14 protein-coding genes are annotated in these 16,444 nt (G+C 55.9%); all 14 read left to right on the top strand.

Annotation, left to right across the window (positions count from 1 at the left end; genetic code table 11):
* Window positions 1-97: 97 nt before the first annotated feature.
* The 14 genes from DIE22_RS36160 (at window position 98) to DIE22_RS36095 (ending at window position 16,195) form a co-directional block, all read left to right on the top strand.
* Complete coding sequence (locus tag DIE22_RS36160) at window positions 98-970, top strand: alpha/beta fold hydrolase (RefSeq protein ID WP_124607366.1); 873 nt, start codon at window positions 98-100, stop codon at window positions 968-970.
* A 1,131-nt stretch (window positions 971-2,101) separates the two neighbouring features.
* Window positions 2,102-3,709: an FAD-dependent oxidoreductase gene (locus tag DIE22_RS36155; protein ID WP_185640771.1), complete on the top strand. Its 1,608-nt coding sequence runs from the start codon at window positions 2,102-2,104 to the stop codon at window positions 3,707-3,709.
* Between the two features lie 38 nt (window positions 3,710-3,747).
* A complete protein-coding gene (locus tag DIE22_RS36150) occupies window positions 3,748-4,839 on the top strand; it encodes a glyoxalase (protein ID WP_124607364.1) in 1,092 nt (363 codons plus the stop codon).
* Window positions 4,840-4,861: 22 nt separating this feature from the next.
* On the top strand, window positions 4,862-5,851 hold the full coding sequence (locus DIE22_RS36145) for a fumarylacetoacetate hydrolase family protein (RefSeq protein WP_124607363.1): 990 nt from the start codon (window positions 4,862-4,864) through the stop codon (window positions 5,849-5,851).
* A 483-nt stretch (window positions 5,852-6,334) separates the two neighbouring features.
* Window positions 6,335-7,264, top strand: a complete 930-nt coding sequence (locus DIE22_RS36140) for a LysR family transcriptional regulator (RefSeq protein WP_124607362.1) — start codon at window positions 6,335-6,337, stop codon at window positions 7,262-7,264.
* 330 nt (window positions 7,265-7,594) lie between these two features.
* Window positions 7,595-9,937, top strand: a complete 2,343-nt coding sequence (locus DIE22_RS36135) for a xanthine dehydrogenase family protein molybdopterin-binding subunit (protein WP_124607361.1) — start codon at window positions 7,595-7,597, stop codon at window positions 9,935-9,937.
* Window positions 9,934-10,497, top strand: coding sequence for a (2Fe-2S)-binding protein (locus DIE22_RS36130; protein ID WP_124607360.1), 564 nt, complete (start codon window positions 9,934-9,936; stop codon window positions 10,495-10,497). Before DIE22_RS36135 ends, DIE22_RS36130 begins: the two co-directional genes overlap by 4 nt.
* An 8-nt stretch (window positions 10,498-10,505) precedes the next feature.
* Complete coding sequence (locus DIE22_RS36125; RefSeq protein WP_124607359.1) at window positions 10,506-11,390, top strand: xanthine dehydrogenase family protein subunit M; 885 nt, start codon at window positions 10,506-10,508, stop codon at window positions 11,388-11,390.
* Window positions 11,387-12,229 carry an SDR family oxidoreductase gene (locus tag DIE22_RS36120; RefSeq protein ID WP_185640770.1) on the top strand — a complete coding sequence of 281 codons (843 nt, stop codon included), beginning with the start codon at window positions 11,387-11,389 and terminating at the stop codon, window positions 12,227-12,229. The genes DIE22_RS36125 and DIE22_RS36120 overlap by 4 nt, the downstream gene beginning before the upstream one ends.
* A 610-nt stretch (window positions 12,230-12,839) precedes the next feature.
* Window positions 12,840-13,565, top strand: coding sequence for an OmpW/AlkL family protein (locus tag DIE22_RS36115; RefSeq protein WP_124607357.1), 726 nt, complete (start codon window positions 12,840-12,842; stop codon window positions 13,563-13,565).
* A 102-nt stretch (window positions 13,566-13,667) separates the two neighbouring features.
* Entirely contained in the window at window positions 13,668-14,111 is a 444-nt protein-coding gene (locus tag DIE22_RS36110) for a nuclear transport factor 2 family protein (protein ID WP_124607356.1), read from the top strand.
* A 90-nt stretch (window positions 14,112-14,201) separates the two neighbouring features.
* The gene (locus DIE22_RS36105) at window positions 14,202-14,753 is read left to right on the top strand and encodes a TetR/AcrR family transcriptional regulator (protein WP_124607355.1); all 552 of its coding nucleotides are present in this window, start codon (window positions 14,202-14,204) and stop codon (window positions 14,751-14,753) included.
* A 262-nt stretch (window positions 14,754-15,015) separates the two neighbouring features.
* The gene (locus DIE22_RS36100; protein ID WP_124607354.1) at window positions 15,016-15,144 is read left to right on the top strand and encodes a transposase DNA-binding-containing protein; all 129 of its coding nucleotides are present in this window, start codon (window positions 15,016-15,018) and stop codon (window positions 15,142-15,144) included.
* A gap of 25 nt (window positions 15,145-15,169) precedes the next feature.
* A complete protein-coding gene (locus DIE22_RS36095; protein ID WP_124607353.1) occupies window positions 15,170-16,195 on the top strand; it encodes an IS110 family transposase in 1,026 nt (341 codons plus the stop codon).
* Window positions 16,196-16,444: the final 249 nt, after the last annotated feature.

The raw sequence follows: 16,444 nt of genomic DNA, 5'->3' as shown, positions 1-16,444 counted from the left end.
GTAAAGCAAATTGGAAGCGTGACCTCGAACGTAGGTGCGGAAAAAGCGAGGGGCGCCGAGATCAATGGCCGAAGTGCGACCAAAGGAATGCTGGTAGATGAACATTGCTGTCCATTACGAGCCGCGTGCACGGCGTATTCCCCTTCCGAGGCTAGGCGGGGATATAGCGGCGCTCGACTTCGGTCCTGAAGATCGACCGATCGATGTCGTTTTCTCCCACGCGAATGGGTTCAACGCGCGAACCTATCGGACGATTCTGGCGCCGCTTGCGACTACGCTCAGAGTGCTCGCACTGGATTTGCGCGGTCACGGCGCATCAACGCTTCCGGCGGAGCCGGATCGGTGGAACCGCTGGGACGGCTATGCAGAGGATCTGCTGGCGCTACTAGAAGCGGCGGTGGATCGTCCGGTCGTGCTCGCGGGGCATTCCATTGGCGCAACCACCAGCCTGATCGCGGCCGTCAGGCAGCCCGATCGCATTCGCTCGCTCGTGCTTTTCGAGCCCGTATTGCTACCGCGAGCGCAACGCATGGCACCGCTATGGGATGAGCCAATGGTTCAAGGTACCCTGCGGCGGCGAGATACCTTTCCCGATCGCGAGGCCGCGTTGGCGTCGTACCGCGGTCGAGGAGCTTTTACCGGCTGGAGTGATGCGGAGTTGACCGACTACGTCGCCGCGGCTTTCCGCGATACGCCCGACGGCCAGGTGACTTTGACTTGTCGACCGGAATGGGAGGTTCTGATGTATGCCTACCACGACTATGATCCTGATGAACTGTTGAGCGACGTGCGTCGCCCGGCGCGCATCTTCGCGGCCGAGACGGGTTCGACGATGGGCGCGGAGGCTCGTGAGTTGGCGGCCGGGGTAGAAGTTGTGCCGTCGACAACGCATTTCCTGCCGATGCAGCGACCGCAACTCGTACGAGACGCGCTCCTGGCCGCGGTGGAGGATGCTGGCGGTAGCCCGTAGGAAACTGGAGCTTGATGCGTATGCTTGATACGTATATCTGGGCCAATCCTTCGCGTCGCGTGAAGCCGTAACGTCTTTCGACCATCGGGTGTGGATCGGTAAGCCGCGGGCCAGCGCAATCAACGGACCTCACCGAGCGTGTCGCAGGGAGGTGAACTCGGAGGGGGGCGGTACTTCGAGTTCATTGAACGGATGCACCGATGACAAGTTTCGTGCAATCGCACGCGTTCTCTCGAGCCGGAGAGCCAAGAGTCGAGCATGCGCATTCCGGATTGCACTCGGTGCGTTCTTTTAGCGAGCAATGTCATCGACTCTTCTGCAGCGTCTACGTCCGAATCGAATGCGATGGGCCGCCCGGCCAAGAAAATTACCGCGTCGGGAATCCGTCATAGCTCCGAGTCCGCGACCATGGACGAGTCGAAGTCGGCTGGACGGAAAGTGAAAGTCCGGCGGCGCGAGCAGCGGCGTGCGATCGAGGCACGCCGCGCAAACGTGATGTGGCACTCCATGAGTGCGCGGAACGAGGCTTTGAGGAGGACGGCGTGCGTCAAATTGGCGAGCGTGCCGGTCTTGAGTACACCCTGAATACTTGCCACTTCAAGAACAACACTGCGCTTTGACGTGCGGTCTCGGGCGATGCATTTGCTCAAATGGATTCCATCTGGGATGCCGGGCTGAACAAGCGCAGGGTTGCCGAGTCCCGTTGGCCGGCACGGAAATGAGCTGACGTCGTAGCCCAACAGTGCGCGTCAGCATTCGATGAAAGCGCGTTGCTAAAGACGATCGGGAAATGGAATATTCATCAGGCTATTAAGCATAACTATAGATTGTGTCGTGTACGAAAAATTTGGAGAACATCACACGTTGATGTGGTCATCTCATTCAACGTTTGTATAGGTTAGTAGTTCATATCGTTATGGATTGGTGATTATGGAAACGCGCCGAAGCGGGTGCGCTATTCCTAATCCGTCAACGTGGCATAGCACGTTGCGTTCGGTGCCATGGTGTCGGTGTAAATACCGCGAGTGTGGAGTTTTTTGTTGACCGAAGGATAGCGATGAACTACAAATACATCTGGAAACACGTCGCAGCGCATCTATGCTGAAGACGGAACGAAAGGAGGAGACACATATGATCGAAGTACCTGTTTTGGTGGTGGGTGCGGGGCCGGTGGGATTGGCCACGGCGCTGGAATTGCAAGCTCGAGGGATTCATGTGCTCGTCGTGGAGCGCAACGATACGACGACACGGCATCCAAAGATGGATGTCACCAACGGTCGGTCGATGGAGCATTTTCGCCGCTTGGGCGTTGCGGAACGTATCCGCGATGCTGCGGTACCCCGCGAAAATTGTATGGACGTCTCTTGGGTAACGCGGCTCGCAGAGTGGGAGTTGGCGCGGTTTCCCTATCCGGATGTTCACGCGTGGCGTGCGAAGATCGCTGCGCACAATGATGGCACGATGCCGCTGGAGCCCAACATGCGGTTGAGCCAGGTCGTGCTGGAGCCGGTATTGCGCGACATTCTGCTTGAACGAGGTGTAGACATTCGCTTCGGGTGGGCATTCGAAAGTTTCGAGCAGGACGAGGATGGCGTCACCGCGACTGTGCGTGAGGTCAAGTCGGGAGAGATCCACAAGGTACGCTGCAAATTGCTCGCTGGTTGTGATGGTGGCAGCAGTAAAGTGCGTGAGCAGCTTGGTATTGGTCTCAACGGAAAGTTCGCGATCGCCCGCGCTTTCATGGTTCATTTCCGCACGCCGTCGAAAGAACTCATGCAACGCTTTGGTGTTGCTTGGCACTATCAGGCACCGGTTCACGGCACGATGATCGCGCAAGACGATGAGCAGATCTGGACTCTTCATACGGTCCTTCCCGAAGGCGTCGATCCGGCCACTGTCGTTCCGGAGCAATTGGCCTTTGATTGTTTGGGAGCGGAATTTCCGATCGAAGTGCTTCAGTCCAATACCTGGACCCCGCATCTGGTCGTGGCGGACGGGTATGGCCACGGGCGCGTGTGGTTAGCCGGCGATTCCGTGCATCAGTACATTCCAACCGGCGGTTTCGGCATGAACACGGGTATCTGCGATGCGGTAGACCTTGGTTGGAAATTTGCTGCAGTGCTGCAGGGCTGGGGCGGGTCCGGGTTGCTGGAAAGCATCGAGGCGGAAAGGCGCCCGGTAGGTCTGCGAAATTGTGAGGCCGCCGGCGCGAACATGGATGTGCGTTTCAAGATCATGGCAGCCTATGATCCAAAGATTCATGAGGACAGCGGTCACGGTGCAGCGGCGCGAGATGCGCTTGGGGCACTGATACGCGAGCTCGGCAATGCCGAAAACGAATCACTTGGGATTGAGCTGGGATACCGCTATAGAGACTCGCCGATCGTTAGCGGTCAAGATGACGAACCTGAGTGGCGATTGCTCGATTATGTTCCGAGCACATGGCCGGGCGTGCGGGCACCGCACGTTTTTCTCGAGGACGGGACGGCCATGTTTGATCACTTTGCGCAGTGGTTCACGTTATTGCGTTTCAACGACCAAAGCGTGGCGCCGCTGGTCGAGGCTGCGGAACGCCGCGGCTTTCCGCTGACCGTGGTTGACATCCGGGACGCCAATGCAAGGCGGATCTATGAGTGCGACCTTGTACTGATTCGTCCTGATCAGCATGTGGCATGGCGTGGAAATGCGATGCCTGACGACGCGCTTGAGGTCATCGACCGCGTGCGCGGGTTCCAATGAGGTTTGCTTCCCAATCGTCCAACATCTGAGGAATTGAAATGAGCAATACCCCGATTAGTGAGCAGCCGGGACAACCTGCCGTGCCGGCTCCCGCGCGCCCCGATCCGATTGTCCGCGCTGATGCCCTTGCCCATGTTGTCTTCGAGCGCAAGGACGTCGCGACGATGGAGCGGTTCCTGACAGACTTTGGTTTTCTTCCCTGCGACTCTTCGTCAGGAAAGAGCCGATATTTTCGGACCCGTGGCAATTTTCCCTACGGTGTCGAGCTAATTGCCTCCGAGCGGGATGCCTTCGTTGGTTTTGGCTTTGTTGCTGGTAGCCGGTCTGATCTGGAGAAGCTCGCGGCCGCCGAGGGGGCATCCATCGAGGCGATCGAAGGCCCCGGCGGCGGTGAGCGCGTGAGGCTTGTCGATCCGAGTGGCTTTCGTGTCGATCTAATCCACGGCTTCACGCCGGTTGAGCCTGTCCCAACGAGAGCTCCCATCACGCAGTTCAATTCGCCCGGAACAGCCATCCGGGTCAACGCAGGTGTGCGGACCGAGGTTGCACCGTCGCCGATTAAGCGCATGGGCCATGTCGTGTTGCAGACGCCGTTATTCGGGGAGATGATGGCTTGGTACACGGGGCGATTCGGTTTGATTCCGTCGGACATGCAAACACTCCCGGACGGGACGCCGGCTCTTGCCTTTTGCCGGTTGGACCGGGGTAGTAGTCCTGCCGATCACCATAGCCTTGCGCTCGTGGCTGGGCCTGCTCCCAAATTGCTTCACGTGTCGACGGAAACGATTGATCTGGACGCCATCGGTCAAGGGCAGCAGTTCCTGTGGATGCAAGGTTGGCACCACTTTTGGGGTATGGGCCGGCATCGATTGGGAAGTCAGCTCTTCGATTATTGGCACGATTCGGTTGGCGATGAATGGGAACACTACGCTGATGGTGACGTCATGACCGCTGACTATCCGACTGGTTTCCATCCGCTGACCCTCAGCGGCTTGTGGGAGTGGGGGCAGGATCTGCCGCAGTCAATGCGCCCGGCACTGCCGCCGCCTCCCGAAGCACCACCGCCTGTTCGCGCTTTGATCGAGGCCCTTCGCAAACCCGCCCGCCCTTGGTGGCCTGAATTGGACTGATTAACCTCGGAGGATATGCAAGATGTCGTTAATGATTGTGCGGTTTGACAATGGAGCCGGTGCGAGTTGGGGATTGCTGATGTCGGAGGCGCCCACTCGTCCGGAAGATCAAATCAAGGTTGCCGAGATTGCCACTGACGCAACCACAACGGGTGAGCTGATTTCGGCGATCGAAAACGGTCTTCAGTTGCCTGAATCGGGCGAGGGCAAAACCGTGCCGGCGGGGAAACTGCTCAGTCCTGTGACGAGCGATGCAACGCTTGTCTGTCAGGGACTTAATTATCGCAGTCATGCCGACGAGACTGGGGCTTTCAAACGCAAGCAGAATCTGATCTTTGGCAAGGCCAGCTCGTCGCTTAACGGGCCGTATGCCGATATCGTGCGCCCGGCGGATGTCGAGCTCCTGGATTACGAGGCCGAGGTCGGAATTGTTTTGCGTCGGGATCTGGAGGCTGGGGCCGTCGTTACGGAAGATCAGCTGGGGGCCTATGTTGCGGCTGTAGTTCTTTGCAATGATGTGTCGGCTCGGGACACGATGTTCGGCGCGCCTTCGCTTCAATGGTACAAAGGCAAGAGCTATCGGACGTTCTGTCCGGCTGGGCCAGTGCTCTATTGGGTGAGTCCGGCCGAGACGGTACAGACCTTGGAGCGGCTCGAATTCACGCTTAGCTACAAGGATTCTGTGCGGCAGTCCGCGAGTACTTCACAGATGATCTACAAACCCGCAGAGACTCTGACCGAACTTGCCAGCATGATGGATCTGAAAGCAGGTGACATGGTGCTGACGGGTACGCCGGGTGGAGTGTTGATCGGATATGCATCGCATGCCCGGATGAGAGACGTGATCGTCAACAACATCATGGACGACGAACGTCGCCGTGATGACTTTCGAAAGGAGCTGCAATCGTCAGTCAGTTTCCTGCAGCCGGGCGACACACTGAGCCTAACTCTTCACGATGGTCATGCGAATCGCGATTTGGGGGGCCAATTCAGCAGGATTGTCCAAGGATGATCCGGTTCGAATATCCATTTCGATTGGTTGTGATGCAGTGCACAATACCCTCGGCGGGAGGGAGCCGACAACCCGAGCTTAGTTTTGGCAGGGTGTCGAAATTCTATCGAGAGTTGAAACTGTCTCACAAGCCGCCGTCGCAATAGGAGTGATGGCGTTCCACCAAGTGGAACGCCATGTTCGACGCTCTGTGTCTAGCGAATCGATGTTTGAAATTCTAACCTTCACTCTAAGGGGCGGCGTATAGCGGCGTCCGGGAAAGAGGTTGCCGCAGTTGTCATCGGCCAATCTCGCACGCAAGGCCGAACGTGAGTGTCAAGGCGGTAGCTGAATACGAATAGCGCTGGTCCGGGACGTATTTTTGCTGGCCGTCGTCGAGTCTAAGGGCGAGAAGCGATTAGGGTATCTACCGTGCCATAGGCGTCGCTTCGAATATAGCGTCGAACGTAATAAATAATCTTCAGTTTTTACGGAAGCTCAGCGATGGACCTGCGGCAAATTATGTATTTCCTCAGAGTGTATGAGGAACGAAATCTCACGCGTGCCGCAGATCGGGCTCATATAGTCCAGCCGGCACTGAGCCGCCAGATTGCGGCACTCGAAGAGGAAGTTGGCGCATCGTTGTTCGATCGTGGACCTCGCGGCGTAACGCCGACTTCGATCGGCTCGAAGTTTTACGAATTGGTCCTTCCGTTGATCGGCAACCTTGCAGAGGTCAAGCAGCAAATTGTTGAATTGGCTCAAACAGGCCCTGTCACTGGAAAATTGACTTGCGGATTTCCGCCGACTTTCAGCCGTGCCATGCTGGGGAAGGTGATCTGCAAATTTGTCGAAAGATATCCCGACGTTGCGTTGCAAATTTCCGAGGGATTTAGTGGACATCTGACCGCGCAGGTGCGTTCGGGTGAGCTCGATTTTGCACTGGGACTGGTGCCCGCGGACTGCAGCAGCCTTATCGCCGAATTTGAGTTCGATGAGGGGCTCGTCCTCATCTCCGGGAGCCGTGTCGCCGGCCCCTCATTCACACCTGTTCGCCTGGAGCAAGTCCCGGAGCTTAAGCTGGTGATGCCGTCTGAGTCAAATCTCATCGGCCGTCAGTTACAGACTCTGATCGCGGAAGGGATTGTACGACCGTCTCGTGTCATGGTAATGGATGCCTTTAACGCCAGCTATGATCTCGTTCGGACATCTGACTGGTGTCTGGTAGCGCCGATTAGCGCGATTCTCTTCAACGGCGACCGGCCGAATTTATTCATTTACCCAATCTCGTCACCAATAATCCGATATTCGCTTGGTTTGGTTCGCGACCGCTCCAAGGCATTGTCTACAGCTGCGTTTGCGTTCATTGACATGGTCAAGGAGTCTGCTGACCTGGTGGATATCGAATGGCGCAGCCTCGTTCAGGCGGCGTAAAGAAGCGAGCGTTGAGGTCATAGACGGCGACCAGCTTGCGTTGGTAGTGCCGATGAGGGGGGGCTACGCATCAGTGTACGTTCGACTCTTGCAAGCTATGTGGTGCGATGCATGGCTGACATAGCGAAGCATCATTTCACACACCCATCCAGTTCATTTAACGTAACCACCGATGCATGAGACATCGGGTCACGTGCGGAAGAGACGGCTTCTTTCAGTGACCGTTGCCCAGGAAAACCACGCTCGTTCGGTTGTCGCGGCACGCCCGCGATCGCTTTTCGAGTGGACCGCCGTAGCCTGGAACCGAAACATCGATTTGGACGTGAAGCGATGATTGGAAAGAGTGTTCGCCGCAAGGAAGATGTACGCTTTTTGACCGGGCAAGGCTGCTATGTCGACGACGTCCAGTTTCCGGGTCTTCTTTACTTGGCTTTTGTGCGCAGTCCACATGCTCATGCCAACATCCAGCACATCGATTCGTCTTCGGCACTCGCCGTTCCGGGCGTTGTCGGTGTGTTCTGGGGCGACTCATTGCCCGAGTTCAATACTACTTTGCCGGCCCTGTTTGGTACAACGAGTACCGGCCCGTCGTACGTCGACAAGCTCGAGTTGCCGCAGCATCCGGTATTTCCGAAACACATTACCTACGTTGGCGAACAAGTAGCTGTCGTAGTCGCCGATTCGCCATACGCGGCCGCCGATGGCGTCGATGCCGTCAGGGTCGACTATGAGATATTGCCTGCTCTGACGGACTGGGCGGCGGCGATGGTAGAGGACGCACCGCCGATTCACGCGGGATATTCGAACCGTGTGGCGCACCTGAAGCACAGTACGGGGGATGTCGACGCTGTATTCGCCGGTGCAGAGATGGTCCTGCGTCAGCGATTCGAGACGTCCAGTCTCAAGGCCGTTGCGATCGAGGGGCGTGGCATCGCAGCACGCTGGGACCAGAACACTGGCTCCATGGAAGTCTGGTCCACCACGCAAATGCATTACGCCATGCGCGACAAGTTGGCGCAGGTGCTGGACATCGCTCCTGATCGCGTTCGCGTGATCGCTCGTGATATCGGAGGTGGTTTCGGGCTGAAAGGGGCGTTTTATCCCGAAGACATCATTGCGCCGATTCTTGCCCGTTACCTCAATCGTCCCGTGCGTTGGAGCGAAACGCGCCTTGAGCACATGCTCGCATCGAACCATTCGGGGCGGCAGACACACGACGTCGTAGTCGCGTTCGATCGCAGTGGACGTATTCATGCACTTGACCTCGTTCTTTACAAGGAAGTCGGATCATATTGCCATTTCGAAATGATGCTCGCGAGTAATACGATCAATCATCTTCCGACGCACTACAAGGTTCCGGCGCTGCGCGTCGAGGGCTGGGGCATTCTGACCAATACACCCTGCGCAAGTCCATATCGCGGGGCGGGGCGCGTGGAAGCGGTGTTCACGATGGACCGTATCCTGGATGCCATCGCTCTCGAAACAGGCCTCGATCCAGTCGAGGTGCGTCGTCGCAACATCGTTCGCCGTGTGGACATGCCTTATCGCAGTGGTCTCATTTACCGAGACGGCGTTCCTGTCTGTTATGACAATCTCGACTTCGAATGTCTACTCGAGGCCGCTGTCGAAAAAGGCGATTACGCCGGATGGAGAAGGCGGCAGGCCAAAGGGCGCGCCGAGGGGCGGTGGATTGGCATTGGCATTGGTAGCTATGTCGAAGCAGGGGGAATCGGACCTTGCGAAGCAGCGACGGTCACCATCCAGGACAATGGCCGTATCTCAGTCAAGATCGGTGTCAATTCGCAAGGCCAGAGCCACGAGACGACGTTGGCGCAAATCTGTGCAGAGACACTGAGCGCCGATTATGCCGAGGTCGATGTGCTCGGGGGCGATACGGGAATGCAGCGAATCGGCTTCGGTACGGGGGCGAGCCGCGTCGCGATCAACACCGGCAACGCGGTCTACAAGGCGTGCATTGCGGTACGCGCGAAAGTTATCGCAATGGCTGCCATATTCCTCAAGTGCGACGAAAGCGAATTGGTGATCGAGAACGGAGCAGTAGGCATACCTGGGAAAAAAGAGCGCATGCGCTTCGGCGATCTCGCGCGGGCATCCGTGAGGCGTCCTGAAATGGCCGCACTTGGCGGACCAGGTCTTCAGGCTACGGAGTTCTTCTATCCGTCCACGGTCGTATGGTCAAGCGGCGTCAATCTTGCCGTTGTCGAGCTGGATGCTGACACGGGCCGTGTCGAGGTGCTGAAGTATGTGTTTGTTCACGACAGTGGCGAACCACTTCATCCCCAAGTAGTTGAGGGCCAGCTTTCCGGCGGATTTGCGCAAGGCTTTGGTATGGCTATGGGCGAGCGGATCGCATATACCGCTGACGGACAATTGCTCTCTGCGTCGTTGCTCGACTATTTTGTTCCCAGGGCAACCGACATTCCGGACGTCGATTTCGTCCATTTCAGTTTCCCGACGCCAGACAATCCACTCGGAATCAAGTCCGTTGGCGAAAGCGGTCCCAACGCGCCGCCAGCAGCATTGGCTGCGGCTATCGAAGATGCTCTAGGCGGCAGGACACCAATCACGAGCTTGCCAGTTCGCTGGAGAGACATCCTAGCGGCCATGCGCGGGAATCCGTTCCACCTGAAAGTCGAAGAGGAAGCGGTATGAGCACGCACAACATCACGCTTTGCATAAATGGCGAACACCGTGATTGCACGGTGGAATCGCGCACGCTACTCGTGCATCTTCTGCGTAATCAATTGGGGCTGACCGGGACACACGTTGGATGCGATACCACCCAGTGTGGCGCATGCACGATCAGCCTTGACGATTTGGCCGTGAAATCCTGCACCATCCTTGCCGTGCAAGCGGATGGATGCGATATCGTCACCATCGAGGGTATGGCTAAGGACGGAGAGTTGCACCCGATACAGGAAGCGTTCAGTGTCGAGCATGGCTTGCAGTGCGGGTTCTGCACACCGGGAATGGTGATGAGTGCGCGGCAGCTCATTGCCCGCTATCCCGACGCAGACTCGCACGAAATTCGCCACCAGCTCGAGGGCAATATTTGTCGCTGCACGGGCTATCACAACATCATCAAAGCGGTGCAGCGGGCAGCCGAGCACGCGCGATCCGTCGCAGGGGAACAAGTACTGGAGCGCGCTGTTCCGAAACGCGAGAACCCGTACCCGACCGATCTCCACCAAAGTCGCCACAGCCCGTCGTAGGGAAACTCATGTACCCGGCTCCGTTTGATTATCACCGTCCCGCTGACATTGCCGAGGCGCTCGAATTACTGGACAAGTATGGCGAGGACGCGCGCATTCTCGCCGGCGGCTTCTCGCTCATTCCGGCAATGAAGCTTCGCATGGCGCAGCCCGCGCACTTGGTCGATATCGGTGGCATCGAGATATTGAAAGGCATTCGAATCGAAGGGGATGTCCTCTCGGTTGGCGCGATGACGACCCATTGGGAAATCGAGTCATCACCGCTCGTCGCCGAATGGTTCCCCGGTCTTTGCAGAGCAGCCGGCGCAATTGCCGATGCGCAGGTTCGGAATCGCGGCACGATCGGTGGTTCACTGTCCTATTCCGATCCGAATGCCGATTATCCTGCCCATATTCTCGCACTTGATGCCCAACTGGTAACGATCGGTTTGGAGGGCGGCAAGATTATCGACGCCACGGACTGGCAACAGGATTTGCTTACCACCGTGATGGAACATGGCGACATTCTCATCGATGTCCGGTTTCCGAAGCCTGCACCTCTAAATGGCTCGGCCTATATCAAGGTACCTCATCCCGCTTCACGCTTCGCTGTAGTCGGCGTGGCGGCTTCGTTGAACCTGGACGAAAGCGGGAAGGCACGTAACGTACGTATTGGTGTGACTGGAGCAAGCACGGTGGCCAAACGGGCGCAGGTAATGGAGCGAGAGCTCGAGGGTACCGTCCTCACGAGAAAAACAATCGAAACAGCGTGCAAGCAAGCGTCCGAAGGTATCGAATTTAGCGACGACATGTTGCTTTCCGCTGAAGATCGCGCACAACTTTGCCGAGTGACGGCGTGCCAGGCGGTTCTGGCAGCATGGTCGCAAGCCTTGAAGCAGGAGACGTTGTTATGAAAGACCTCCACGGAAAAATCGTGTTTGTAACTGGTGGCTCTGGCGGGATTGGCGAGGGCATCGCTCGCGCATTCGCTGAGCTGGGGGCTCGCGTTGCCATTGCAGATATAGACGAGGCTCGCGGAATGGCGGTGACCGAGGCGTTGAACCACCAATCCGGTGATGCGGCCTTTATTCCATTGGATGTCACGGATCGTACTGCGTGGCGTCGTGCGTTGGACATAGTCGAGACCCGCTGGGGTCTTGTTGACATCCTTTGCAATAACGCGGGGGCCAGTGCTCTCGGGATGCCGATATCGGCCTTGTCGCCAAGCACCTGGGATCGCTCGGTTCAACTCAATCTCACCTCGGTCTACAACGGGGTCGCGGCTGTCGTGGAAGATATGTGCTCTCGCGGCAGTGGTCATATCGTCAATACTGCGTCGATAGCAGGTCTCATGGCTGATATCCCGAATGCGACTGCTTATACCGCAACCAAATTCGGCGTGGTTGGTTTGTCGGAGACACTTGCGGTTGAACTTGCTCCCCACGGCGTGGGCGTCACGGTCGTGTGTCCGGGGGCTGTGCGGACCTCCTTATGGAAGAGTTCGCGTTCTGCGCTTGGATTACCACCGCATTCCCCGAGGGAGTCCGTCAACTCACCGTCGGCTTCGCCGGATGCAATGGATCCACTTTTGTTGGGACGGCTGATCGCCAAGGCCGTACAGGAGAGCCAATTTTACGTGATAACGCATCCGGAATATGACGCAAAGGTGGAGGAGCGATATCGAGCGATCAGGCAGGGAGCGCTATGGACCAGGGATGCCTTGAACGCAACGACGACCGAAATTAATCGATGACGTTGACTGGTTTATATTTGAGAGGGTGGTGCCTCCGAAATCGAGAAAGTTGAGTAAATTTTACGGGTGTTTTAATCGGGCTGGGCCAATGCGGCGTTCGCCGAGGATGATTGACTTGGATGCACAGTTGTTGTGAGGCGTAGCCTTGATCGATCGTTTGCTGGAAGGTTAAAAGAATGTGTTTTATTGCGTATTCCGCATTTCGATGCCGGATGTTCAGAGATGTAGACTATGCAATGAAATAAATTGTCGCATCAATAGAAGTCTCGAAGGTAATCGCGGTGTCGTGATGCTCTGAAAAAGACGGCTACCAATCCAGCTTGATGGATAAATAAGAATTGTATTTTTAATTCTAGCTATATAAATAGTACTCCATATTAAATGAATGATTATGTGTCAACGATGACAACCATATTGGCTTGCGTTGCTTGAATTGTGCTCGTCTGATTCCGCCGGAGCGGGCTCCATATCATCAGGATGTACGCGGCTGGAAAATCATCGTTTTATATCAATAATATATTTTTATGCTTATTTAAGTGCGATTGATTTTTGATCGAAAAATATGGGTTCTCGCAGTAGAGGTGCCCGCATTACAAAATTTGGAGACGACATGAAGTACGCAGGCGTAGCATTTTTTTTGTCGGCAGGCGCAATCTCAATGGCCCATGCGCAATCGGCCGGGCAGTTGGTTCTTAATGCGGGCTGGTTACATTTGGCACCTCAGGATTCGAGTCAACCCTTGACGGTTAATGCGCTAGGGCGATCGAATCCGGTGCCCGGGAGCGGGGCGACCATTGCTGACACTGACACATTTGCTTTCACGGCAAGGTACTTCGTGACGGACCACGTTGCAGTCGAGACGATCCTGGGTATTCCGCCCAAGTTGCATGTGAAAGGCACTGGCACGCTTACGTCGGCGGGGGAATTGGCTACTACGCGCGCCTTCAGTCCGGCTATCCAGGCACAGTATCACTTTGGCGAGCCCTCGGCGCGGTTGAGGCCATATGTTGGAGCTGGTATCGCATACGTATGGTTCAGAGCAATCAACTTGAGCGGTCCGGTGGGAAGCGGACAACTTCTTTATTCTCCAACGCTGGGCACTCGACTTGAGGGACCGACTTCGGTATCAGCGAGCAAGTCCTTTGCGCCGATTGTCAATGCTGGGTTGACTTACAACATTGATTCGCACTGGTCTATTGGTGCGTCCTTGTCTTATATGTGGTTGTCTACCAAGGCAACTCTCACAACTCAATCTTCTCTTGGCACTGTCACGACGACTACCAAGGTGAACGTCAATCCATTCGTCAGTTTCGTTTCGATCGGGTATCGATTCTAGTGCATCAGCGGGATGCCGGTGGCGAGCCATTTTTGCGGCCAATTTCCGCAGAGAGGGTCTTCGTCGCCGGGCGCAACGAACGTAAAATTTTGGAGGTTTCTTATGTCACCGTTCAGCACGGATTCAAAGAATCTGGCAGCAGTGAAAGCGTGTTTTGCTCGAGGTGATGCTGGACGCCTAGATCTTTTTGATCTATTTTCTGACGATTTTCAGTTTTATTTCCCTAAATTCGGCATCGGCAGGGGAAAGGCGCAATTCTCTGATTTTATTGATGGATTGATGCGAAAGGTTAAGGTGTTGATTCACGATGTTGATGCAATGCAATTTTTCGAGGGGAAAAATTTTGTCGTGGCTGAAGGGATTACAAGAGGAATTTTTCATGATGGAGAATCCTGGCTTGGGGGGCGAACTCCAGGCGGTCGCTTTTGCAGCGTTTATGAATTCGGTGGTGATGGGTTAATTAATAGAATGCACGTCTATCTTGATCCGGATTATACGGGTCAAGATGCATGCCGGTTTCTCTGGGGCGCCGATCGAAAGTGGTGACATTGTGTCGCCGGTTGCAGCGCGGGATTGCGCAGTATTTGATCGTTAAAATGCGCATCTTTAGGTTATCTTCTTGTTATCGATTTCCTCATGCGACATAAAGGCCAGTTGCGTACGCAGAGAAAGGCTGAAACCCGTGAGCGTCTTCTTGCGGTGGCACGGGATGAATTCGGCAGGAAAGGATTTTCTTCTACTAGTGTGGAAGACATTGCGACGGCCGCTGGCTATACACGAGGCGCGTTCTATTCGAATTTCGAGAGCAAGGTTGCAATGTTCGCCGAGCTGCTACGTCGTGATCAAGAACACATCGGTGCCGGTTTCAAAGTGATCCTGAAGCAACTTTCTACATGTACGGAAATTGAGCTCGATATGATCGAAAAATGTCGTTATCAGCTCCAGGAAAATTGCTCTTTTACGCTCTGGCTCGATGCCATGTTGCTTGCGAATCGTGACGCCAGTTTTCGGAAACACTTCCGCATTTTACGTTGCGAACAAATAAAGCAATTCGACTCTGATGTCCGGGGTTTGATTGCGCGCACTAATGCGCCGGTGAATATATCTATCGAGAAGGCGATGTTGGCTTTGTTGAGTCTGTTCTTTGGTGTTCATTTATTGAATTTGTATCAGGAGGGGGTGGAATGAAATAAAAACAATATATTAAAAATAAATGTTCATGTATTGTGGGGGTATTGGTTAATGGTGCGATTGGTTTGATGGTGTTTTGGTTGTGTAAATTAACGTCGCAAAATTGATTTTGGATGTCCGGAGTTTTAGGGCATGTCGTTATACACAACGTCACCGCCGGTCCGCGGTGGCGAGAAAGGTCGTTTACCTTCAATGACATAGCGCCGCGCTTGTAAACTGTCGGCGTTTGCCGTTTACTCTCCGCTTTTGAGCGGACGCCTTGGTCACGGAATCGACGCCCTGGACACAAACGGAATTCGAGCAACTGGACCTTGGCGACGCGCGCCTGAACAAGCGAGCGAGGCTAATGAGATGGTCACCCCCACCCTACGAGCGGGTTACGCTGTAGGGTGTTTTTTTCTGGAGAGGCCATCATGCAAGACGTGACGCTGGTTGGAATCGATCTGGGCAAGCATTCGTTTCACCTTCACGGTCAGGACCAGCACGGCAAAGCCGTGTTTCGCAAGAAGATGGGGCGCAAGCAGTTGATCGAGTTCTTCGCCACGTTTCACGCCTGCACCGTGGTCATGGAAGCGTGCGCCGGTGCACATCACATGGCCCGCAAGCTCGCCAGCTTTGGGCATTTGGTCAAGCTGATCTCGCCGCAGTTCGTGCGGCCCTTCGTCAAGAGCAACAAGAACGACTTCGTGGACGCCGAGGCGATCTGCGAGGCGGCATCTCGCCCCGCCATGCGGTTCGTGACGCCAAAGACGGAATCGCAGCAAACGCTGTCGGCCCTGCATCGGGTCCGCGATTCGCTGGTGCGTGATCGGGTAAAGGCCGTCAACCAGATACACGGTTTTCTGCTCGAATTCGGCATCAGCCTGCCAATCGGCAAGGCCGTCATCACGCGCCTGCCGGCCGTGCTGGCCGAGCATCCACTGCCACCGCACCTGATCGCCATTCTCGAACGCCTGCATGCCCACTTCAAGTACCTCAGCGAACAGATCGGCGAGATCGACAAGGAGATGACTCGGCAACTGGCTGTGGACGAACTCGGCCAGCGTCTGCTGACAATTCCCGGTGTCGGCGCGATTACCGCGAGCGTGCTGGCCGCCGAGATGGGCGATGGCAAGCAGTACGGATGCAGTCGCGACTTCGCGGCATCGATCGGACTGGTGCCGCGCCAATACAGCACGGGCGGCAAGGCCAACCTGCTGGGGATCAGCAAAAGGGGCGACAAAAATATCCGGCGCCTGCTGGTTCAGTGCGCCCGGGCTTACATGCAGCAGCTCGAGCGACAGACCGGCCCCCTCGCCGATTGGGTCCGTGCCATGCTGACGCGACGGCACTCCAACGTCGTGGCCTGTGCGCTCGCGAACAAGCTGGCTCGCACCGCCTGGGCGCTGGTGACCCGCAACACCACCTTCGATGCGGGATCGGCTGCCATACCTGTCTGATCAGCCAATCCCGCTGACTGCCTTACCGAAGTCAACCCACCTGGTTTTGCGATCGCTGAAATTGGATGACGTGAACGGCACACCGGCCTGACGGACAACCTGGCAACAAAATCGGCTCTCGAAGCCGAGAGGCTTTTTAGGACCGTCAGGCGCGACTCTCATCGTGGCGCGGGTGACCTTTCCCCTCTGAAGTATCCCACTGTAAAGTTAGTGGCAAGGCCGCAGGAGAGACCTTGTCATGAAGAAATC

The sequence above is a fragment of the Burkholderia sp. Bp9142 genome, assembly GCF_003853415.1.
GTDB lineage: Bacteria > Pseudomonadota > Gammaproteobacteria > Burkholderiales > Burkholderiaceae > Burkholderia.
The sequence above is the reverse complement of the archived record's forward strand: the minus strand, read 5'-3'. Positions and strand labels throughout refer to the sequence as shown.

Coding starts and splice junctions, on each gene's coding strand:
- DIE22_RS36155 (WP_185640771.1), top strand. CDS start 2,102: ATGATCGAAGTACCTGTTTTGGTGGTGGGTGCGGGGCCGGTGGGATTG.
- DIE22_RS36095 (WP_124607353.1), top strand. CDS start 15,170: ATGCAAGACGTGACGCTGGTTGGAATCGATCTGGGCAAGCATTCGTTT.
- DIE22_RS36120 (WP_185640770.1), top strand. CDS start 11,387: ATGAAAGACCTCCACGGAAAAATCGTGTTTGTAACTGGTGGCTCTGGC.
- DIE22_RS36140 (WP_124607362.1), top strand. CDS start 6,335: ATGGACCTGCGGCAAATTATGTATTTCCTCAGAGTGTATGAGGAACGA.
- DIE22_RS36145 (WP_124607363.1), top strand. CDS start 4,862: ATGTCGTTAATGATTGTGCGGTTTGACAATGGAGCCGGTGCGAGTTGG.
- DIE22_RS36130 (WP_124607360.1), top strand. CDS start 9,934: ATGAGCACGCACAACATCACGCTTTGCATAAATGGCGAACACCGTGAT.
- DIE22_RS36160 (WP_124607366.1), top strand. CDS start 98: ATGAACATTGCTGTCCATTACGAGCCGCGTGCACGGCGTATTCCCCTT.
- DIE22_RS36135 (WP_124607361.1), top strand. CDS start 7,595: ATGATTGGAAAGAGTGTTCGCCGCAAGGAAGATGTACGCTTTTTGACC.
- DIE22_RS36125 (WP_124607359.1), top strand. CDS start 10,506: ATGTACCCGGCTCCGTTTGATTATCACCGTCCCGCTGACATTGCCGAG.
- DIE22_RS36150 (WP_124607364.1), top strand. CDS start 3,748: ATGAGCAATACCCCGATTAGTGAGCAGCCGGGACAACCTGCCGTGCCG.
- DIE22_RS36110 (WP_124607356.1), top strand. CDS start 13,668: ATGTCACCGTTCAGCACGGATTCAAAGAATCTGGCAGCAGTGAAAGCG.
- DIE22_RS36105 (WP_124607355.1), top strand. CDS start 14,202: ATGCGACATAAAGGCCAGTTGCGTACGCAGAGAAAGGCTGAAACCCGT.
- DIE22_RS36115 (WP_124607357.1), top strand. CDS start 12,840: ATGAAGTACGCAGGCGTAGCATTTTTTTTGTCGGCAGGCGCAATCTCA.